This is a genomic window from Methanobrevibacter sp., assembly GCF_036307625.1.
Classification (GTDB): Archaea; Methanobacteriota; Methanobacteria; order Methanobacteriales; family Methanobacteriaceae; genus Methanocatella.
The window spans coordinates 1-21,379 of record NZ_JAXJXF010000015.1 but is presented as its reverse complement, the minus strand read 5'-3'; the positions used below and the strand labels follow the sequence as shown (position 1 = coordinate 21,379).

17 protein-coding genes are annotated in these 21,379 nt (G+C 34.5%); 3 read left to right on the top strand and 14 right to left on the bottom strand.

Going from position 1 to position 21,379, the window contains the following annotated elements; all coding sequences use genetic code 11:
* Both UIB65_RS00720 and UIB65_RS00715 read right to left on the bottom strand, forming a co-directional pair.
* Positions 1 to 898: Ig-like domain-containing protein (locus tag UIB65_RS00720; protein WP_330039242.1), on the bottom strand; the 898-nt coding region annotated here is incomplete at its 3' end.
* Positions 899 to 1,161: 263 nt separating this feature from the next.
* Positions 1,162 to 2,970, bottom strand: a complete 1,809-nt coding sequence (locus UIB65_RS00715; RefSeq protein ID WP_330039241.1) for a right-handed parallel beta-helix repeat-containing protein — start codon at positions 2,968 to 2,970, stop codon at positions 1,162 to 1,164.
* A gap of 81 nt (positions 2,971 to 3,051) precedes the next feature.
* Between UIB65_RS00715 and UIB65_RS00710 the strand changes: the two genes are divergently transcribed.
* The 3 genes from UIB65_RS00710 to UIB65_RS00700 all read left to right on the top strand — a co-directional run bounded on the left by UIB65_RS00710 (position 3,052) and on the right by UIB65_RS00700 (position 5,861).
* Positions 3,052 to 4,476: a hypothetical protein gene (locus tag UIB65_RS00710; protein WP_330039240.1), complete on the top strand. Its 1,425-nt coding sequence runs from the start codon at positions 3,052 to 3,054 to the stop codon at positions 4,474 to 4,476.
* 70 nt (positions 4,477 to 4,546) lie between these two features.
* Complete coding sequence (locus UIB65_RS00705; RefSeq protein WP_330039239.1) at positions 4,547 to 5,476, top strand: glycosyltransferase family 2 protein; 930 nt, start codon at positions 4,547 to 4,549, stop codon at positions 5,474 to 5,476.
* A 4-nt stretch (positions 5,477 to 5,480) separates the two neighbouring features.
* Positions 5,481 to 5,861 carry a GtrA family protein gene (locus tag UIB65_RS00700; protein WP_296862791.1) on the top strand — a complete coding sequence of 127 codons (381 nt, stop codon included), beginning with the start codon at positions 5,481 to 5,483 and terminating at the stop codon, positions 5,859 to 5,861.
* On the opposite strand, the gene UIB65_RS00695 is transcribed toward UIB65_RS00700, so the two are convergent.
* The 12 genes from UIB65_RS00695 to UIB65_RS00640 form a co-directional block, all read right to left on the bottom strand.
* Complete coding sequence (locus tag UIB65_RS00695) at positions 5,835 to 6,623, bottom strand: polysaccharide deacetylase family protein (protein WP_296893709.1); 789 nt, start codon at positions 6,621 to 6,623, stop codon at positions 5,835 to 5,837. The genes UIB65_RS00700 and UIB65_RS00695 overlap by 27 nt on opposite strands.
* A 78-nt stretch (positions 6,624 to 6,701) precedes the next feature.
* The gene (locus UIB65_RS00690; protein WP_330039238.1) at positions 6,702 to 8,186 is read right to left on the bottom strand and encodes a glycosyltransferase family 39 protein; all 1,485 of its coding nucleotides are present in this window, start codon (positions 8,184 to 8,186) and stop codon (positions 6,702 to 6,704) included.
* 275 nt (positions 8,187 to 8,461) lie between these two features.
* Positions 8,462 to 9,964: a hypothetical protein gene (locus UIB65_RS00685; protein ID WP_330039237.1), complete on the bottom strand. Its 1,503-nt coding sequence runs from the start codon at positions 9,962 to 9,964 to the stop codon at positions 8,462 to 8,464.
* A gap of 349 nt (positions 9,965 to 10,313) precedes the next feature.
* Entirely contained in the window at positions 10,314 to 11,657 is a 1,344-nt protein-coding gene (locus UIB65_RS00680; protein ID WP_330039236.1) for a hypothetical protein, read from the bottom strand.
* A gap of 191 nt (positions 11,658 to 11,848) precedes the next feature.
* Positions 11,849 to 12,100: a hypothetical protein gene (locus UIB65_RS00675; protein ID WP_330039235.1), complete on the bottom strand. Its 252-nt coding sequence runs from the start codon at positions 12,098 to 12,100 to the stop codon at positions 11,849 to 11,851.
* A gap of 249 nt (positions 12,101 to 12,349) precedes the next feature.
* Positions 12,350 to 12,832: a hypothetical protein gene (locus UIB65_RS00670; RefSeq protein WP_330039234.1), complete on the bottom strand. Its 483-nt coding sequence runs from the start codon at positions 12,830 to 12,832 to the stop codon at positions 12,350 to 12,352.
* 388 nt (positions 12,833 to 13,220) lie between these two features.
* Complete coding sequence (locus UIB65_RS00665; protein ID WP_330039233.1) at positions 13,221 to 14,723, bottom strand: hypothetical protein; 1,503 nt, start codon at positions 14,721 to 14,723, stop codon at positions 13,221 to 13,223.
* 117 nt (positions 14,724 to 14,840) lie between these two features.
* Positions 14,841 to 15,962 (bottom strand): hypothetical protein, encoded by a 1,122-nt coding sequence (locus UIB65_RS00660; RefSeq protein WP_330039232.1) that lies wholly within the window; start codon positions 15,960 to 15,962, stop codon positions 14,841 to 14,843.
* Between the two features lie 5 nt (positions 15,963 to 15,967).
* Positions 15,968 to 18,610, bottom strand: coding sequence for a glycosyltransferase (locus UIB65_RS00655; protein WP_330039231.1), 2,643 nt, complete (start codon positions 18,608 to 18,610; stop codon positions 15,968 to 15,970).
* 1 nt (position 18,611) lies between these two features.
* Positions 18,612 to 19,211: a class I SAM-dependent methyltransferase gene (locus tag UIB65_RS00650; RefSeq protein WP_330039230.1), complete on the bottom strand. Its 600-nt coding sequence runs from the start codon at positions 19,209 to 19,211 to the stop codon at positions 18,612 to 18,614.
* Positions 19,212 to 19,229: 18 nt separating this feature from the next.
* On the bottom strand, positions 19,230 to 20,423 hold the full coding sequence (locus UIB65_RS00645; RefSeq protein WP_330039229.1) for a glycosyltransferase family 2 protein: 1,194 nt from the start codon (positions 20,421 to 20,423) through the stop codon (positions 19,230 to 19,232).
* A gap of 9 nt (positions 20,424 to 20,432) precedes the next feature.
* The coding region (locus UIB65_RS00640; protein WP_330039228.1) for an FkbM family methyltransferase at positions 20,433 to 21,379 on the bottom strand (947 nt) is incomplete at its 5' end.

Sequence of the window (21,379 nt, the reverse complement as noted above, 5' to 3'; positions counted from 1 at the left end):
TTGGGTCTAGGATGACTGTTCCGTTGATTGCGGTTTGTTGTGTGGTTTGGATTGTTGTTCCGTTTGCATCGGTTATTGTGATTGTGATGTTTCCGGTTGCGTTTTCATTGACAAATGCTCCGATATCCATCATTCCAGTTTCTGAAACCAATGAATCGATTCTAAGTTCGGTTATGCTTTTTTCAACGTTCAATGTGTCATTTTTAACTGCCTTGAAATAGTCTCTGTCACCATCATAGTAGGCCTGTATGGTGTAGTTTCCCTTTTCAAGAATGTAGTTTTCCAAAATCGCTGTTCCGTTTACTATCTCAATTATTTTTTTAGTATCATTGAATGCTAGGGTAATATTTCCGGTTGCATTCCTGTTCAATGTAATGTTTACCTGAATGTTTCCCATATCATTTATGATTTTTGAAACTATTTCCAGATCTGGGCTGTTTCTAGTAATCATTAAAAGTTTATTTATGGTTTTTGAAGTCAGGTTTGCATCTCCGGTGTATGTTGCGGTCACTATATATTTTCCGCTTGCATTGATGGCATATCCACTAAAAGATGCTGATCCGTTTTCAATCGCTACAGTTTGGTTATAAATTTCCTTTTCGGTATAATTTATTGAAAATGTAATGTTTCCTTTTACGCTTTCATTGACGGTCACGTTTCCGGTTAGGGTTCCGTAATCATCAATGTTGCTTTTAAGATCCATAGTATATTGTTCGTCGTTAGTTTCGGACGTACTTTCATTTGAAATTGTATTTTCGTTAGTTACTTTTTGAATGCCGTCGATTTCATCTGTTTGAGTTAGTGTGTCTGCGGTTTGATTTGCATCACTTGCCGCTACGCATGAAACTGACAACACTAAAACAAATGCTATTAGTAAGCAGTAAATTTTTCTTGACATACTCTCCTCCATTTAAATGTTTAATCATTGAAAATTTTGATTTTTATAATATATTAAATATTTCCTTTTTTATTGTAAAAAATGGCTTGGGATAAATTTTGTTGTATTTGCAGTTAATTTGACTTGAGACGTTTGGGTGTAATCTGAAAAATTAATTTAAGATAGGGGGTTGTTTTCTATCTTTTAACGGTGTTTTTTATAGTCATCGTCAATATAATGCAGTAAAATAGATTATATATTAAAAAAAGGATAGGGATTGCTCCCTATCTGATTGTTATTGAACTTTTTGCCTGAACATAGTAGTTTGCATTTGCTGAGGTGATAGTGACCTTATGCTTTCCGTATTTCAGGATTTTGGTGTTGAATTTGGCAATTCCTTTAGTGTTTGTCTTGATTTTATATGTTTTCTTGTCGATTTTAACTTTTAAAACAAGATTTTTGGAGGCCTTTTTGGTTGCCTTGTTTTTGACACTGATTTTAAAGTATTTGGATTTCTTGTATTTTGCAGTTAGCTTTGGTGCCTTTACAATTGTTTTAGCTTTACTCACTTTTACGGTTGTTGTTGTCTTTGGAATCTTACACAATCCAAACTCAGAAGTGATTTCAACCTTATGGCTTCCTACACTCAAAAAAGACGGTGAAAATCTTGCCACTCCATTTTTATCTGTTGTGGCTTCATAGTTTTTGTATTTTTTGCCTGTGTATACTTTTAATGTAAGTTTTGATGATTTGACTGGTTGCTTTGTTAGTTTGTTGATTACTTTAACCTGCAATTTGGCTCCTGACAAATATGTTGTAGTTAACTTTTTGGCAGTGACCTTTGCTATTTCGATTGGATTTAATTCATTGTCTAGGTTGGCGCTTCTTGTGTATGTCTTTGAGTTGACTGTGATTTTTGCGATGTTGTAGTATTTCTCACCTTCCATGGTTTTGGCACAAACACTTGTGATGATGATGTTTGCTTTTGAGTTATTTTTAAAAGTTGTGCCGGTTACTGTAACGACAGACCCTTGCGCTTTAATGGATCCTGCATATTCTGCCCAGTTGTTTTCAAATCTTGAATTGGAAATTTTAATTGTATTTCCACTGTCTGAATTTTTGCTGATTATTGCACCGTGGTTTGCATCAAATAATGTGTTTTTGATGACTAGATTGTTGTCGGTGATTATTCCTCCGGCAGTATTTGATTTGACAAGACAGTTTTCAAATATTGCAGTGTTTGCCTGTGGAATTTCATAGGATTCTCCACGTGGGGTGGCTGATTTAAATGCATATTTGTTTTCTGTAAAGTTTGTATTGCTTATCTTTGAGTTGGTCAGTGTGTATATTGCGTAATTTGTGTTTCTTGTGAAATTGCACACATCGACAGTTAAATCTCCATACATTTCCTCTATAAGAATTCCATTTTTGTTTTTGTCGAATTTGGAATTGCATACCTTAAGGTCAAATCCGGAAACAGAAGTGACTAGTACATTCCGGTTTGAGGTGAACTCGCAGTTTTTAACGATTGTCTTTAATTCAACAAGCATAACTTTTTCTGCAGGATTGTTGATGAACTTTGAATGTTCTATTTCCAAATCTGAATCTGCATAGATTACATTTTTTGCATTGTTGTTTTCAAAGACACAATCACTTATATTCAGCTTTCCAGTTGATTTGATGATTGAATCAACACCACTGTTATCTTTAATGGTACAATTGATTAATGTCAAACTACCTGTTGAAATGATTCCTCCATTGATTGAGTTAATGATTGTCAAATCTTTTAAAACAAGACCTTTTGTGCTTGATAATATTGGTGAAGTCTTGTTCCCATCAAGGACTGCATTATTTTCTCCCCTGATAGTTATTGCCTTTTTGATTTTGATTTCATTTCCTTCGCTCACATATGTTTCATTGATTATGATTTCATCATTTTCACTTGCATCTTCAATAATCTTGCTGATGTCTGTAAATGTCTTTTTGCTGATGTCATCTGCTGAGGTGATATTTTCATTCGCACTTACTGCACTTATTGTGATTGCTAAAGTCAGGATAATTAAGGAAAATGCAAATAATTTTTTACTTGACATGTTTAAGTTTTTGTTGCAGGTATTATAAATTTGATTGGATTTTAGTTGTTTTTAAATAGAATATTTTCAATATATATTATCATGTTATATGAAAAGAGGGAATTATTGGGAAAATTATTTTTCGGCATTTCGATTTTGATTCTTATCTACATGTTTGTCAGTCCTCTGACACACACCATTTTGCACATTGATGAGTACTGGACATATTCGCTGGTGAACCTGCCTTTCATGCAGGGGATGACCGTTGCAGTTCATGATGTGCATCCGATACTTTATTACTTGATACTGTATCTCTTCAAGCCGATTGCAGGCTCAGACAATTTTTATTTTTTTAAGGTGCTGTCAATAGTTCCGTATCTGTTGTTGCTTGTAGTTTCTGCAACCAAAATCAAGGATGACCATGGCTGGCTTACTGCAGGACTTTTCACATTCTCCTTGGGAGTCATGAGTGACTTTTTCATCGAGTTTTTGACAATGAGGATGTATTCCTGGGGATTGTTTTTCCTTGTAATGGCATTCATATACTATGGCGATGTCCTTGCCAATTGGGATAGAAGATCATGGATTCTTCTGACCTTCTTTTCACTTTGCTGTGCATATACTCAGTATTTCTTTGCAATTCCCTGCGGATTGATGTATCTATTATTGCTTGTTGAAATATTAAGAAACAACAGGGATAAGATAAAGCAGTTTGGAAAATCAGTATTGGCTTTGATTCTATTATATGCTCCATGGACAGTTGTGCTGGTTCACCAGATTCAGGGGCAAAGCGACGAATTTCACCAGGCAATAAACTGGAGCACAATTCCGAATTATTTCACATATTTTGCCATCAAAAGCGACAGCTTTGCGGTTGAAATGATTATTTTGAAATTGCTTGCAGTGGCGCTTTTAGTTCTTGTGCTCTTTGTGGCTTATAAAAACAGGGACAAATTTGCGCTTTCAGGTGTATTTGTAATGTATGGAACAATTTTCATAGGGTTTTTCGCCCTCTTTTTGGCCATAAATACAATGAGAATCAGATATCTGGTACCGGTACTTGGAGTGTTTTGGCTTGCAGCTTCAGTTTCCATTGGAAAAATCAAAAACAACAGGATTCTGGCAATTGCGCTCATTGCAGTATTTGTTTTGGCCGGTGCAAGCATTGCGATAAATCATGATGATGTTAATGAGAGGATTGCATTCAACGACAAGAAGGCCAGCTTTTTGGAAAGCATTGACAATAACAAAAGTGTTGTTGTCTACAATACCGATTATGGATACAAGGTTCTTCACAATGACCTGAACAACACTTCAAAGCAGTACACACTGTCCGGAACGTATTTCTATGATAATGATGTAGAGGTTTCAAAAAATTTGACTGATATATTGCATAAGCACCCGGACAAGGATGTTTACCTTGTAAACTGGAGAGCCAAGCAGATTAACAAGGAGTATGAGAAAAACTATAATCTGACTCCAAAGTATGATGCAGGCCACTACAAGTTCTACCTGGTCAGGCACTAGATGTGGATTTTATCCATATCTTTTCTTTTTTTGTGAAATTATTTATATAAACACGGATAAATAATTTAACATGGATTTGTTAAGTATTGTTGTTCCTTGCTATAATGAAGAGGAATCTGTGAAATTGTTTTTAAGTGAAATTCAAAGTATTTTATCTGATTATAATTTTGAGGTAATTTTTGTAAACGACGGCTCATCTGATGATACTTTAAAGGTCATCAAGGATTTGGCCGATTCAAATTCCAATGTCAAGTACCTCTCTTTTTCAAGAAACTTCGGCAAGGAATCTGCAATATATGCCGGCTTGAGCAATGCAAACGGCGATCTGGTATGCCTTATGGATGCGGATTTGCAGCATCCTCCCCGACTGATTCCTGAAATGATTGAATCGATATGTGCCGGTGAGGCGGATGTTGTTGCAGCAAGAAGAACCTCCAGAAAGGGGGAATCAATGCTCAAGTCAATCTTTTCCCGCATGTTCTACAAGGTATTCAATAGGGTTTCCCAGATAACTCTGGTTGAGGGGGCAACAGACTTTCGGGTGATGAAAAAGGTTGTTGTCGATGCTGTATTGGAGCTTCCCGAGTACAACCGTTTTTCAAAGGGTCTCTTTCAGTGGGTCGGATTTGAAACCAAATGGATTCCTTATGAAAATGTCGAAAGGGTTGCAGGAGAGTCAGCCTGGTCATTCAGGCAGCTTATGAAATATTCAATAGAGGGAGTAGTGGCATTTACGACAATTCCCCTTACAATAGTCATATTTTTGGGTACAATACTTTCAGTTGTGGCATTGCTTTATATGATTTTTATCATTATTAAATACCTGATTTATTCAGATCCCGTTCAGGGTTTTGCAACAACAATGTCAGCGATTCTTCTTTTGGGAGGAATTCAGTTGCTTTCAATAGGGGTATTGGGAAAATACCTCGAAAAGACATATACTGAAGCTAAATGTCGTCCGATTTACATTGTCCGTGAATCAAACCTCGATGAAGAGTGATATCATGAAGCTGGATAGGGAACTCGTTTTGTATGTGGTGTTTGGAACATTTACATTTCTTGTCAATGTGGTAACATATTTCCTTTTCCAAAGCGTTATGGGCATCAACTATTTGGTTTCAAACGTTTTGGCATGGTTCTTTTCTGTTCTTTTTGCCTACATTACCAACAGGACATGGGTATTTGAAAGCAAAAGCCCTGAGATTTTAAAGGAAATGTCTCTCTTTTTCGGTGGAAGGATATTTTCAGGAGTTGTGGACACAGCCCTTATGTATCTTTTCATCGACGTGCTGGTGCTTGGAAACACATTTTCAAAAATAGTCGTTCAGATAATCGTGATTGTTCTCAATTACGTATTCTCAAAGCTCATCGTTTTTAAGGACTGAATCTGCAAATTCGCTGTATGTTATGAACTTGTGGTTCTTTTTAAATGCTTTTATCAGATTATCCAGTCTTTTTGCCATATTTTTTCCGCTGTTTTTTCTTATTACATATGAAATCTTGAATTCCGGATGGTCGTTGAGCTCATAGAACTCCCACGGGTGGAAGTATGTTGTGAAGTATCCGTCATGGTTGAGAACACCTCGCACAAATCTGTGATACATTCCTTCGGGAATGTGATGCAGGGCCAGCCAGAAAAGCGGAAATCTCATGTGTGGTGTGACTGATGCAGGAATTTGAAGAATTCCATCCTTTAAAAAATAGGTTCTTGGGGTTTTAAGGTTCATGTATCTTCCGGGAATGAACGCAGGGTTTAGTGAGGAGTTGTAGACATATCCTGCCTTTTTTATTTCCGAATCTTTCACCGGAAACATCCTGGGCTGCCTGTAGCCTGCTACATTTCTTGAGGTTAAATCTTCAATGACCTCTTTTGACACTTTAAAGTCAGTTTCTTTTGGTTCGAAGTGGTCAACACCGTGGCATGCAACCTCATGGCCTTCATCCATTATTCTCTGCATTGTTTCAGGTGCGTTTTTTGCAAAATTGGCTGTGCAGAACATGGTTGCCCTTACATCATTTGCCTTTAGAATGTCCAAAATGATGTTTGTTCCTTCAACAGATACCTTCATTCCCTCTTCAAGGGTGTATTCGACGCCGTTTTCCCTAGGCACATCAAACTCTTCAATGTCAAAGCTCAATAGAATCATAATCTCACTATGTTATATGTTTTTGATTGCTAATAAAACATGTTGTTTAAAAAAAGTAAGTTATAGGGCTTTTAAACCCTATTTGATGTATCCGTAAGTCTTGTTGGTTGGCTTTACCTTTGAAATTGTAGCCCCTGTCCATGTGTCAATCTGTTCGGTAGGTGTGTAAATAACAGGCTTGTTCCAGCTTATGATGTAGATGTTCTGGCCCTTATGATCTCCGATTACCTTGTCGGTTTCCTCCTTGTTGAACGTTTTGAAATTATAGAACTTGCCTAAATGAGTCAGGTTTTCACCGAAGATGTTATTGATGTTCTGGAAATATGTGTCTGTCTTGTTGGCATAACTTAAAAAGTACATTATCAGGTTCTCGTTATTGACAATTAGTACGGAATTCGGGTCTTCTGTGATGTTGTCCAGAATCTCCTTTTGGTGGAATCCGCTTTTATACAGGATGTCGTTTGTTGTAAATGTTGTTGTGACTCCGATAACAAGAAGCACTGCTATGAGTGCGGCTGAAATCATAAACAGCTTTTTGGTTTTAATCTTGCCGATGATTATTGAAAGTGAAAGCCACATTACTGCTGTTGCAGGAAGCAGGTATCTAGGCATCAGTATAGGCCTGAACTTGAGTGAAAGGGCAATAGGCAGTATGACTGTTGCAAGATAGACAAAAATTCCACTTAAAACGAGGAAGCGTTCCTTTCCTCCAACGCCTTTGGAATCTTTTTTGTAAATATACAGAATCAGTATTACAACTGCAATTGCAATCAGGCTGTATGTAAAATCATTTGTATATGCAAAGTAGCTCAATGTCTTTGGAAATGTTTCCAGGTTGAGCTGACGAATCCAGTAGGCCGCCTTAACTTTTGTCATTTGCACCATGAGTATCTGTATCCATGGGAGGTAAAGTATTACCGCTCCAACAGCTGATATTGGCCAAATTTTAAGTTCTTTTCTTTCATATTTGATTATATAAACCAGAAGTACAAGATAGATACATGCAGCGCTTATTGCAGCAAAGTAGTGTGTGTATGCGCTCAGCGCTGAAAATACAGTCAATATAATCCATGCTTTTTTGTCGTTTGTTTTGATAATTTCTAGAAATGCGATAAATGCGATAAGTAAAAATAGGATTGCCCAGCTGTACATCCTTGCAATCAGAAAGTGTGCGAAAAATTCAGTCATGACTGCCATTGAAAATGCAAAAAGTCCTGCACTCAAAAGGCCATAGTCCTTTCTGATTTTGGTTGCTGAAATGACTAGAATGAGGATGTATGGTATGATTGAAAGAATCCTTAAACTGTGGAGTTCATCCATTCCTATTGCAGTACCGATATTTACTGCAATCTTTCCCAAAAGGTAGTACAGTGGCGGATGCACATCCCAGCTGGTTATGTGTATGATGTCTTGTACAGGAAGGGATAGGACACTTATTGTAAAGTACTCATCAACGTGCATTATATAATTGTTGAGAGGTGTCAGGAACATGTATCCTAACATTATCACGCTCAATGCGAAAAAAATCATTCCAATAAAATCTCTTTTGCTTGTAATCTCCATATTTATAATATTGTGCATATGTAATATTAATAGTTATTATTTTTTGAACAGATTTGAGGTATTCCTAAGTGATTTTGTGGAATTTGATATCCTTATTGGACTTGTGTTTCAATTCACTGTTTTGTTTTTTTACTGTCAGTTATAGAGTTACTGTCAATAACTGGGCCAATATGATGTTCATATATGTTCATATCGACTTTCCAATAGGTGGGCAAATTATAAAATTAGGGCTTTGCAGGTGGTGATTAAAAAAATTAGCGGTAGGGTTTTAAACCCTACTCCTCATAATATGTTTCTTCTTCTGGAATGGTGGTTGTATTGGTTGACTTTACCTTTGAAAATACGATGCCTGCCTGAGTATCAAGCTTTTCGGTTGATGTGTTAAGTACAGGATCGCCCCAGCTTATGATGTAGATGTTCTTTTGGGTATTGTTTGCAATCACCTTGTCGATGTCATTGCCGTTGAACGTATTGAAGTCATATAGTTTATGGAGCCGGTCCATGTTTTCACCGAATACGTGGTCGACATTAATGAAGTATATATTTGAGTGGTCTGCATAGTCCAAAAAGTACATTATTATATTCTGACTAGGTATGATGAGCATGGAATTTGGATTGTTTGTGATGTTGTCCAGAATCTGCTTTTGCTGGACTCCGTTTTTATACATTTCATCGTTTGTTGCAAATGTTGTTGCGATTCCGACAATCAGAAGCACTGCTATCAGTGCAGCTGAAATCATGAACATCTTTCTGTTTTTAATCCTGCCCAGAACGATTGAAATTGCAAGCCACATTACCGCTGTTGCAGGAAGCAGGTATTTCAACATAAATACTGACTTGAAGACGACTGAAATGATAATGGACAGTAGGATTGTTCCAAAATAGACTCCAGCACCACTTAAAGCGAGGAAGCGTTCCTTTTCATCACTGCCTTTGGAATCTTTTATGTATATGTATAAAAACGCTATAAGAACTACGGTTGCAATCAGACCTATTATCACGTCATTTGCATATGCAATGTATCCCAGTGCATTGATGAATGTGTTGAGGTTAATCTGTGCAATCCCGGAGATTGCGTGAGCCTGTGACATTTGATTTATGAGTGGCAGTGTCCATGGAATGAAAAGTATCAATGCTGCGCCAATTGACATTGCCCATCTCTCAAGTTCGTCCTTTTCAAATTTCATTATGTAAGCCAGGAGTATCAGATAGATGCATGCAGCGCTTATTGCCGCAAAGTAGTGTGTGTATATGCACAGTATTGAAAATACTGTCAGTATAATCCAGGCTTTTTTGTCGTTTGTTTTGATAATTTCTGTAAATGATATGAATACGATAAGTAAGAATAGGACTGCCCAGCTGTACATGCTTGCAATCAGAAAGTGTGCGAAAAACTCGCTCATGACTGCTAGTGAAAATGTGAACAGTCCTGCGCTGAGAAAACCATATTCCTTTCTGATTTTGGTTGTTGATATTACAAGAATTATGATATATGGTATGATTGAAAGGAGTCTTAGGCTGTGGAGCGAATCCATTCCGATTGCTGCGCCTAGGGTTACTGCAACCTTTCCTAAAATGTAGTACAGTGGCGGATGCACATACCAGCTGGCTACGTTCACGATGTCTCCTAATGGAAGGGTTGTAATACTCATTGTGAAGTACTCATCTATGTGCATTATGTAATGGTTGAGGGGTGTTATAAACATGTACCCCAGCATTATCACGCTCAATGCGAGAAAAATTATTCCGATAATATCTTTTTTGCTAGTAATTTCCATATTGATATTTTTGGTGTATTTGTTATTAAATATTGTTGGTTATTGACATGATTAATGTTACTATGTTATCGCAGAGTAGTTTTGTTCATACATTTTGTATATCTTGATGGCTTTGGGGTCTTCGAATTGTGGAATTTAATATTTCGTTGAATTTATGTTTCAATTTCCTGTTTTTATTAAATTGGTGATTTTGCATCTTCAAATGTTTTTCATAAGAAAATCTACAAATTCATTTTAAATTGCGAAGTTGTGGTCTTTATTTTTATTTAAAAAAGTTATTGGAAGTTTAATCTCCCTTCATGTCATTTTAAAAGTTTTTAATAGGATTTAGTAAGTTTTGTGTGGTATGTTATTTTTTTTCCATTTCAATTTCTTTTAAAATTTCATCTATCAAATCAGATGAGGTTGACTCTGGTTTTTGAGTTTTTTGCACCTGTTTCTTTTCGGGTACATTGGTCTCGTCAGTTATATCGGTCTTGTCAGTTACTTCGGTCTCGTTTAAAATTTCATTTATGTCATCTAAAGTTAAATTATCAATTTCTGTTTCTAAACTTGTATAATAATCTTCTTTAAATTGATTTTCATTTGTTTCGTTGATTGTAGGAATCTCGATTCTTTCTTCTTTAGCTATTGTTGGAGTTGTATTGTTAACGTTATTGGTTTTTAAATCAACTTTAAATAAGACACTTGTAAAGATGATCAGTATAAAATAAAAGACTAATAAATTATAATATGCGTTATTTTGCCCAGTTAATGTGGTTACTATTAAACTTAAAAACGGAGGCATATAAATAAAGAATATTTCTTCTGAAGGCATTATAAAATTTATTAAAGCAAGTAAAATTACTGAAACAATTAGATATAATATTGGGTTGTTAAACAAGCCATCCAAAATGAAATTTCCCTTAAATAAATCAACAATGGAATAGACAAGGTTATATTTATTATTTCCACCACTTGTAATGCTTTCATAATCTTCTTTTGGTTCGCCGTTTATTTTTGAGAAAAATTGACTTTGAGCATTATTGATATCAATTTTTTCCTCAAAAGCATCATTTGTATGAATATTTAAAGTATCTTTTTGAACATCATATACGAAATTTAAGGATGCAATCAGAAATATGCAAAGTATTGCTAATCCAACAAACATGACTGTTGTGTTTTCTGCATTGCCTTTTTTAATTATATAGTAGGTAATTGCAATTAATATGGGTACTGCAATAAGAATTCCATAATTATTTAATCCACTCATGATTCCAAGTGTCAATGCCATTAAAATGATTAACTTTTTGCCAACTTGACCATTTTTATCAACCATTATTTTAATTAAAAAGCATAACAACATTATCGAATAACTAAATAATACATTACTGGATAATGTAATTGAATAGATGGCATTTATTGGAATCAAACAGACAATTAATGTTACAATAAATTGCACAATAAATGCATTACTATTTTTTGAATAATCATCACGATGATATTTGCATATTCCCATCCATATTGATGAAAAAATCAATATTTGAAATAGTCCAATGTAAAATGGGGACTTGAAAATTTTAAGGCATAACATCTCTAGGAATGTATGGAATATTGGGTGGGCAGTTGTAAACTTGCCGGTAGCGATTTGATGAAGCTGACTAAATGAATCAACTGTTAAAACGCCGGGGTTATATGCAAAAAGGTATAACACGAATATTAAAACTGGTAAGACAAATATTATTAAGTCCCTATAATTTATTTTGGGTAAACCATTTGATTGTGATGAGTTAAAATTCATAAGTAATCATTTGTTTTTTTAAGTATATAATTATTCATTGTTGTTAAAATCTGGTCTAATAATCTTAAATCATAATGAAAAAATATGTTAAACACTCCAGTCGGTTAGGTGGAGTGCACTAATTTTGAAAATTGACTATTCTCTACTCTTCCAACAGGTTTTAGTGAATATCCTGAGGGTAATTTCATTTTATGACCGTCATCATGATATACAATATAAATGGTTTTATTTTTGTAGTGATTGATGTCAGTAGGTATTGTGAATTTAGAGTCTTTATTGTCGTATATTCTGGCCCAATCTCTTGCACCTTCACGTTTATCAATCGAATAGTCTTCATAAACAATTGCATTTTTCAATTCATTATAAAAATGAACCAGTTTTACTTTACTGCAGATTACAACAACGGAGTCATTGTTGTTGATGCTATCAAGGAATGCTTGATCTAAGATGTATAAAAGCGCTATAAGAACTACGGTTGCAATCAGTTTATTATCACGTCATTTCATATGCAATGTATCCAGTGCATTGATTAATGTGTTGAGGTTGATTTGTGCAATCCCTGAGATTGCGTGAGCCTGTGACATTTGATTTATGAGTGGCAGTGTCTATAGAATGAAGAGTATCAATGCTGCGCCAATTGACATTGCCCATCTATCAGGTTCATCCTTTTCAAATTTTATTATATGGGTCAGGAGTATCAGATAGATGCATGCAGCACTTATAGCTGCAAAGTAATGTGTGTATATGCACAGTATTGAAATACTGTCAGTATAATCCAGACTTTTTTGTCGTTTTTGATAATTTCTGTAAAGGATATGAATATAATAAGTAAGAATAGGACTGCCCAGTTGTACATGCTTGCAATCAGGAAGTGTGCGAAAAACTCGCTCATGACTGCTAGTGAAAATGCGAACAGTCCTGCGTTGAGAAAACCATATTCCTTTTCTGATTTTGGTTGCTGATATTATAAGAATTATGATATGTGGTATGATTGAAAGGAGTCTTAGGCTGTGGAGTGAATCCATTCTGATTGCTGCACCTATGGTTACTGCAACCTTTCCTAATATGTAATACAGTGGCGGATGCACGTACGCGGGTTATATGAATGATATCTGATACTGGAGTGATAGGTCACTGATTGTAAAGTACTCATCAACGTGCATTATGTAATTGTTGAGAGGTGTCAGAAATATGTATCTCAACATTATTATGCTCAATGCGAAAAAAAACCATCTCAATAAAATCTCTTTTGCTTGTAATTTCTATAGTGTTATTTTTAGGGATATGTGTTATAAATAGTTATTATTTTTTTGAACAAATTAAAGATATTTTTAAGTAGTTTTTGTGGAATTTGATATCTTATTCAACTTGTGTTTCAATTTACAGTTCTTTTTGTTAGATTGGGACAAAAAAAATTTGATATTGTTGTTGATTTACTATTTTTGATTAAAAAAATTGGTGGTAGGGTTTTAAACCCTACTCTTCAGAATATTCCACCTCCGCTGGAGCAGAGGTAGTATTGGTTGGTTTTACCTTTGAAAATACGATTCCAACCTGTGTGTCCAGCTTTTCGGTTGTTGTGTTAAGCACAGGTTCGCCCCAGCTTATGATGTAGATGTTCTTTTTGCTGTTGTTTGCAATCAGCTTGTCTATGTCATTGCCGTTGAACGTATTGAAGTTCTGAAGCTTATGAAGCCTGTCCATATTTTCACCGAATACATGGCCTACATTCAGGAAGTATGTGTCTGACTGGCCAGCATAGTCAAAGAAATACATTATCATATTCTGGCTAGGTATGATAAGCATGGAATTCGGATCGTTTGTGATGTTGTCCAGAATCTCCTTTTGCTGAACTCCGTTTTTATACATTTCATCGTTTGTGGCAACTGTTGTTGCGATTCCCACAACCAGAAGTATCGCTATCAGTGCAGCTGAAATCATAAACATCCTTCTGTTTTTAATCTTGGCGAATATGATTGAAATTGCAAGCCACATTACCGCAGTTGCAGGAAGAAGGTATCTAACCATAAGTATAGGCTTGAAGACGACTGAAATGATAATGGACAGCAGAATTGTTCCAAGATAGACTCCCGCTCCGCTTAAAACGAGGAAGCGTTCCTTTTCATCAATGCCCTCTGAATCTTTTGTGTAGATGTATAAAAGCACTACAAGAATTATGGTTGCAACAAGACCTATTATAACGTCATTTGCATATGCATAATATCCTAAAGCGTTGATGAATACGTTGGAGTTGACCTGAGGAATCCAGTAGCTTCCGTGAACCTGGGTCAGCTGCCTTAGAAGTGACGGCATCCACGGAATGTATAGTACTGCTGCTGCAATGGCAGACATTACCCACATCCTAAGTTCGTCCTTTTCAAATTTCATTATGTAAGCCAGAAGTATCAGATAGATGCATGCAGCGCTTATTGCAGCAAAATAGTGTGTGTATGCGCACAGCGCTGAAAATACGCTCAGCATAATCCAGGCTTTCTTGTCGTTGTTTTTGATAATTTCTGTAAATGATATAAATGCGATAAGTGTAAAAAGAATTGCCCAGGCGTACATCCTTGCAATGAGAAAGTGTGCGAAAAACTCGCTCATGACTGCCAGTGCAAATGTGAACAGTCCCGCGCTTAGAAGGCCGTAGTCCTTTCTGATTTTGGTTGCTGAAATTGCCATAATGATGATGTATGGTATGACTGAAAGGATTCTCAGGCTGTGGATTGGTTCCATTCCGATTGCTCCACCAATTTTTACCGCAATTTTTCCCAAAATGTAGTAAAGTGGTGGGTGCACGTCCCAGCTGGTCACGTTTATGATATCCCATAAAGGAAGGGTGGTGAGGCTCATTGAGAAGTACTCGTCAATGTGCATTATGTAATGGTTGAGGGGTGTTAGAAACATGTACCCAAGCATTATTACGCTTAATGCGAAAAAAATCATTCCGAAAATATCTCTTTTGCTAGTGATTTCCATATTGATATTTTTGAGTTATCTTGTATTAAATTTTGTTGGTTATTAATATGATGAATACAAATAGTTTATTGGAGGGTAGTTTTTTTTCATACATTTTATTAACTGCCCTCTTTAAGATTATTTATTTTTTAACAAATTCAATAACTTTCTCAAAGGCTTTGTGAGTCTCCAGATTGTGGAATTTGATATTTCGTTGAATTTTTGTTCCAATTCGCTGTTTTTTGCTTTAAGGTTGGCGATTTCTGCATTCTTTTGGTTTTTTAGGTTTTCAATTTCTTGATTTTTGGCATCGATTTCATTTTGGTGTGTGTCTTTTAGGTTTTGTATTTCCTGATTTTTTGCTTCGATGGTCATTTCATGCTCTTTTAGGGTTGAATATAGTTTTGAGAGGTGGATTTCATCGCCAAAGCACATCAAATCATTGTCGCATGCCTGCTGGATTACTGTCAGTGTCTCTTCCATGCTCATGAAATGATGTTCGTTGAGTGGATTTATGATTATCTTGATTCTGTTTGAATTTTCAGCATCGGTCAGGCCATTCAACTGGCTAAAGAAGTGAGTGTAATGTTCTTTAATGTCAACCTCGCCGGCATCAAATATCATGATGGCATTTGGGATGTATTTTTCCCTTTTGATTAGATCCAGAATATTTAATCTGTAATCGAATCTGTATTTTATTTCTTCGTTTGTGAGGTCTGGAAATAGTATAGGCATTATGTAGCGAACATAATTGGCATTTTCAAGGGTTAGTTGTGGAACGTCTGCTAAAACCTTTGAATTTCTAACAAGTGTTCCCAGCTGTATTGAATTGAATCCTCCAAGAGAACTTCCATAAAAAAGAATGTTTTCATTTTTGATGTTAAGATATTCTGTAATCTTGACGATTATCTCTTTTATCTCTTCTAGATACCAGTTGTCCGGCTCTCCGATGCACCATCCACCAAGTATTGAATCGTTTAGATATCTTGTGGGGTCATTGTAAAATAGAGTTGATTCGCTGAATTTCCAGCTGTGTCTGTTGAATCTTGGCTTTTGCCTGAATGTTTCCAAATCTGGAGGGTTTAATGCTCCTGAACCTATGCATATCAGATTTTGGCTGTTTTCTTTTAAATTGAGTAGAAATTCATATTTGATGTTGCTTTTCCAAACGATAATTCCGAATTTTTCATTGATTGGAAACTCATTGAAACCGAGATGTTCAAAGTCACATTCGATGATTGTATCGACTAATTCATTCATATGTTTCAGTTTCCTCTTTTTATTTTTTTAAAGATTTTTTTAACATTGCTTTCATTGATTTGACTTTTTAAAACCCTATTCTCTTTATGCAATTTTTCTTTTGAACGGTATAATCGCATTTTATCTCTTTGAAGTATTTTAAGTTCATTCATAATGTCTGGGTCGATTTCATTGACTTTTATTTCATCTTTTCTGGAAGCAATATAAACTTCTTTCAACACATTTTCCCATTTTAAAAACAGAGTTTCGTTGTCAATTTGTTTTAATACATCTCTTTTAGCAATTTTACCCATTTCAATTGCTTTGTCAGGATTTTCAAATAAATGTAAAATTTTTTGAGCAAGGGCGTCTGTATCGTGCTGTTCAACTAGATATCCGTTTACATCATCTTTGATAAAATCGGAAGGTCCGTAGTTGATGTCATAACTTATAACTGGTGTCTTGTTAATCATTGACTCAAGAACAACCAGGCCCAATCCTTCAAAATTAGAAACAAATAGTGTAGCTAGTGATTTTGACATCTCCTCATTAACATTGTCAACATGGCCTTTAAAAATTACTTTATCTTCAAGATTTAACTCCTTAACAAGTTCTTTTAATCTTTTCTCTTCAATCAATTCATTGGGTGCAACAGCCCTGCCAAATATTTCCAAGCGAACATCACTTCTTTTTTGACAAACAATATTGAATGCTTTAATTGCATCTTCAATGTTCTTTTCATAACTTAAACGGGCGAAAATTGAAATTTTGGTATTATCTTTATGGTATTCCTTGTCTCCTTCATATTCTGACATGTTTAAAATATTTGGAATTGCCTTGATATTTTTGATATTGAATTCTTTAATGAGGTCATTCTTTAATTTTTCTGTTAAAACAACAATATAATCCAGGCTCTTCACATCATTTAGAATTGTAAAGTCGTCTCTAAGCGGGCTTCCATAATGGTGATTTTCACTATATGGGTTTGTATGGATGCTTGCAATTTTATATGCAAGTTCTGAATTGATATTGTTGAAGTTAGGAATGGCGCCTGAGTTCTCATTGATTAAAAATGCTTTTTCATTGCAGTTAAACAGCATTTCTGTTATGAAATAATTGTGCAATTCAAACATGTCTTTAAATTTTATTTTTAAGTTTGTAAATCTGTCGTTTAATGTATAAACTCCATATTTTTTTGTAAGATAGTTGAAATTGTCTTTTGTGTAATATTTCTCAAGTTTTACTTGTCCTTTATGGTTAAATATTTTCACACAGGTATAGTTATCAAATTCATGTCTGGATTTAACTAATTTGTCATTCAACACATAATAATTGGTTATTTTTGTTTTGTCATTATTTTCAATAGTTTCTAGTGTATATCCATTCGGTTCTATTCTTTTTGGAATTTTATTGTTTAAATCATTTTTAGTTGCATAATATTCAACAAGGTTAATTATTTCAATGTTTTTATCCAAATATCCATGTTCATGGAAGTATTGGGTTATATATTTGAAATTTTTGGATTCATTGACATTCAATAAGGTAACATTATAGCCATGCTGTTTCAGTATGTTGGCTCGATTGAATGTTGCTTTTGCAAGTCCTCCAATTTCGATATCCAATCCGTAAAACAGAAGAAAAATATCTTTATCTTTAATATTTCTTTCAACAATGCGTTCATCATAAAATATATCTAATTTTTCAGATATTTTTGAAGCATTTAAAAAGTCTTTTTCAGCTATCAATTCTAAAAATTCCTTCAAGTATTGTGGTGGATTAATCTTTGAGGATTGTATGAATTCCTCAAATAATGGGTTTGCCATATACAATAAATCAATTTTGTCTTTTATTGATAAATCACTTAGGCAAAACTGTTTAATCCAGAAAAATAGGTTTCTTGGACCCAACCAGGCATAGTTTTCATCATGTTCTTTTGCAATATTCAATACTGAGGTATATGATTTGATAAATCCTGCAAGAACGGATTTGCTTTTTTTGGAAGTAACAGATTCTCCGCTTTGACGAGGAATATACTCAACAACTGGTGTGTTGATGAATTTGATTCCATCTGCTTTTAGAAGCGCTTCTGATACAAAAACCAAATCCTGTGCTGGAACACCTTCTAAAAATTTAATATTTTCCTTTAAAATGAAATCCTTTTTGAATATTTTTGACCAGACTGACGGGGTTGCAAGAAGCATGTTGAAGTTTTCATCAACATTTTTTACTTGACTGGATTCGTTATCTTCCAGCTTCAGGATATTCCAGTTGTTTCGAACAATTTCCTTGTCTCTGTTGATGTTGTAGTTTCCGGAAACAAGTTCCAGATTATTTTTGCTAATATTGTCGTAAAGAATTTCACAGGCATCTTCCAAAAAGATGTCATCTGGATCCAGAAACATTAGATAAGGTGCTGTTGCATTTTCAATTCCAATGTTTCGGGGTTTTCCTGCAAAACCGCTGTTTTCATCTAAAATAACTGATTTGACATTATTGTACTTTTTGGAGTAACTATTGATGAGGTCTGCACTTTTGTCTGTAGATTTATCATCAACAAAGATTATTTCCAGGTTTTCAAAGCCAATGCTTTGATTTAAAATTGAATCAAATGCATTTTGAAGGGTGTCTTCAACATTAAAAACAGGTACAATAACTGAAATCTTATACATGCTATCCTTGTAATTTTTCTAAAATCAAGTCCATTTTTTGCTCTATATCGTCCATTCTGTTTTCCAGGTCTTCTTTGCTTCCAGGACCTGGTTTTCGGGCAATTACAAAGCTGTCATACCATGGGTCGGAAATTTTATCGGTGGTTGTTCCGGATTCCAAAATTTCAAATTTAACGTATTTTGCAAGGCTTCTTACTCCGTCCTCGTTGAATCTGTAGCAGTCATAAGGATTTCTGTGGACAGGTCCTTTACTTGGAACGATAATGCAGCATAATCCTCCTGGTTTTAGGACTTTATTGATTTGTTCCATGGTAACCCAAAAAAATTCCATATGCTCCAGTGCCTGGCCGGTAACAACAACATCGTATGAATTTTCATCGATTTCCTTCCAGTCATAGGCGTTTTCAATTACAATATCAACATTATTGCCTTCTCTCAAATCCAGCCCTGTATAACTCCATTTTTTTTCATTTAAAACCATTTTGTAATTGTAGGTTCCGGTTTTATCGAATGATCCAACATCCAATATTTTCAATTCTTCATTTTTATTTAAGTAGGAATCTTTAAAATATTCCATTTTCATCATTGAACTTTTATGCATCTGCTCACATTCCTTTAGTTAAAATTTATTTTTTAATTTCCATAATTTTGATGATTTGATTTCATCTAACTCTTGAGTTAATTTCTCATTTTCTTCGTACAATTCTTTGTTGATTGCTCTTAAATAAGCATTGTCTTCATTTATTTTATTTGGTTTAATTGTTAATTTTGAAATTTCCTGCTTGACGTATTTCAAATCGGAAATTATTTCTGAGTCAAAATTAAAATTTTGATAGATATTATTTAGTAAATCACGATTATTATAATCTCCGTTTTTCATTCTTTCGAAATATAGTTTAAAATTATAGTTGTCTTTAAAAATATCCTTGTTTGATAATTCATCGAATAAATCTGAGTGGAATATTTCCTCTAAGTCAGTATCTTCGAAATCATCTGAAAAATAAACCTTGATGATTCTTTCAGTAAAGAAACTTAAATGATTGTGCAATACTATTTCCTGAATAGTGGATTTAATGCTGTATTTTTCAAATAAATCACAAACAAGTATGTATGCTCTAATCAAACCATAAAAATAGTCATTGCTTAGGTTTAAGGTAACCGAATCGTTGTCGAGGTTTCTATAATATGTATAGAAATTATTCAATGTTAGTATATTTCTGGAATTTATGATTGCTTCCAGTAAAAAGATTAAATCTTCTCCAGGAATATTTTCCGGAAAATTTATATTGTTTTTGCTTAGTAAAAATTTATTGAATAGTTTTGCAGAAATTGCAGGGTTAACATTAAGCAGTTGTGGATTTAAAGTATTTTCAAAGTAACTTTCATTATCTTGAAGTAGTGGGGGATAGTGTTGGCAAACGCCGTTACCGTAAACATTGATGTGACCTGCAATGACCATGTCTGTGTTATAAAATTGGATTTTGTCGTACAGCACTTCACATGCATTTAACAATAGTTCATCGTCACCATCTAAAAATAAAATATAATCTGCAGTTGCGTTTCGAATGCCTATATTTCTGGGTTTTCCGGCATATCCACTGTTTTTGTCGGTTGTGAGTACTTTAACATTACTGAATTGGTTTGAATAATTGTTTAATTTGTTTAGTGTATTGTCTGTGGAATTATCATCAACAAAGATAACTTCAATATTTTCAAAACATATTGTCTGGCTTTTTATGGAATTGAATGCATTATCGATTTCATTTTCCAAATTAAAAGTTGGAACGATGATTGACAGTTTATATTCACTCATGATATCTTCCTAATATTTCATTCTGCACTGGACTATTGTATCTGCTAGAAATGTCCAAGGATTTTCCTTAATGATGTTGAACTCATAACCTAAATCAAGATTTGCAACCCATGGAATAATGTCAAAGTAATCGGAAACTTTATGATACATGCTTATGTATAAAAGCGGTTTTTGGGTTTTGATTGTATTTATTGCACCTTCAAGCAAATCCATTTCTGCCCCTTCAACATCAATGGTAATAAATCCGACTTCAAGATTGTTTTCTTCAACAAATGTGTCAATGGTGGTTTCTTGAACGTTGATTTCATTGTCATAACTTCTTAAGGTTGCATCGCTTGTTATTCCCTGCACGTTATTTCCGGATAAAAACAATGACCTTTCTCCATTAATGTTTCCAAGGGATTTGTTTACTGGAATTATGTTATCAATGTTGTTGTCAGAAATGTTCTTTTTAAGTATTTCAAATGAATCCTTAAACGGTTCGAATGCATAAACGTTTTTTGTTGTCCTTTTGGATAATGGTAGCGAGGTATCTCCAGTAAACGCTCCGGCATCAATGATATCTTTATTTTTGATGTATTCCAAGTCACCCTCCGAAAGGCCAATTTTTACAAATGGGTGCAGGTTATAGTCTCCGGTGAATTTATATCCTGCAATACCATCTTCTGTTGCATTGTTCAATTTAAAGTCTGTGAATTTTTCTTGGTCTTCCAGTTCATAGTTGAAATACAAGGTATCTCTTTTAATCATGTTGATTGTCATTGCACGAAGCATATACCATTTGAATATCTTTTTGGCATAGGTTGGGAGGTGTTTTGTAACCTCTTTTATTTTATCTTCGTATTCATCACTTAAATAGAATTCAATGTATTCCCAGTCACAAAAACTGCCAGTGCTGTCAAAATTAGCATATTTCTTTTTTAAACTGGCAGTTTGGTCATTTTTTAAAAAATTCA

Excerpts from the sequence above, each read along its gene's own strand:
- UIB65_RS00715 (WP_330039241.1), bottom strand. The coding sequence starts at position 2,970 with ATGTCAAGTAAAAAATTATTTGCATTTTCCTTAATTATCCTGACTTTA.
- UIB65_RS00710 (WP_330039240.1), top strand. The coding sequence starts at position 3,052 with ATGTTATATGAAAAGAGGGAATTATTGGGAAAATTATTTTTCGGCATT.
- UIB65_RS00705 (WP_330039239.1), top strand. The coding sequence starts at position 4,547 with ATGGATTTGTTAAGTATTGTTGTTCCTTGCTATAATGAAGAGGAATCT.
- UIB65_RS00700 (WP_296862791.1), top strand. The coding sequence starts at position 5,481 with ATGAAGCTGGATAGGGAACTCGTTTTGTATGTGGTGTTTGGAACATTT.
- UIB65_RS00695 (WP_296893709.1), bottom strand. The coding sequence starts at position 6,623 with ATGATTCTATTGAGCTTTGACATTGAAGAGTTTGATGTGCCTAGGGAA.
- UIB65_RS00690 (WP_330039238.1), bottom strand. The coding sequence starts at position 8,186 with ATGGAGATTACAAGCAAAAGAGATTTTATTGGAATGATTTTTTTCGCA.
- UIB65_RS00685 (WP_330039237.1), bottom strand. The coding sequence starts at position 9,964 with ATGGAAATTACTAGCAAAAAAGATATTATCGGAATAATTTTTCTCGCA.
- UIB65_RS00665 (WP_330039233.1), bottom strand. The coding sequence starts at position 14,723 with ATGGAAATCACTAGCAAAAGAGATATTTTCGGAATGATTTTTTTCGCA.
- UIB65_RS00660 (WP_330039232.1), bottom strand. The coding sequence starts at position 15,962 with ATGAATGAATTAGTCGATACAATCATCGAATGTGACTTTGAACATCTC.
- UIB65_RS00655 (WP_330039231.1), bottom strand. The coding sequence starts at position 18,610 with ATGTATAAGATTTCAGTTATTGTACCTGTTTTTAATGTTGAAGACACC.
- UIB65_RS00650 (WP_330039230.1), bottom strand. The coding sequence starts at position 19,211 with ATGCATAAAAGTTCAATGATGAAAATGGAATATTTTAAAGATTCCTAC.
- UIB65_RS00645 (WP_330039229.1), bottom strand. The coding sequence starts at position 20,423 with ATGAGTGAATATAAACTGTCAATCATCGTTCCAACTTTTAATTTGGAA.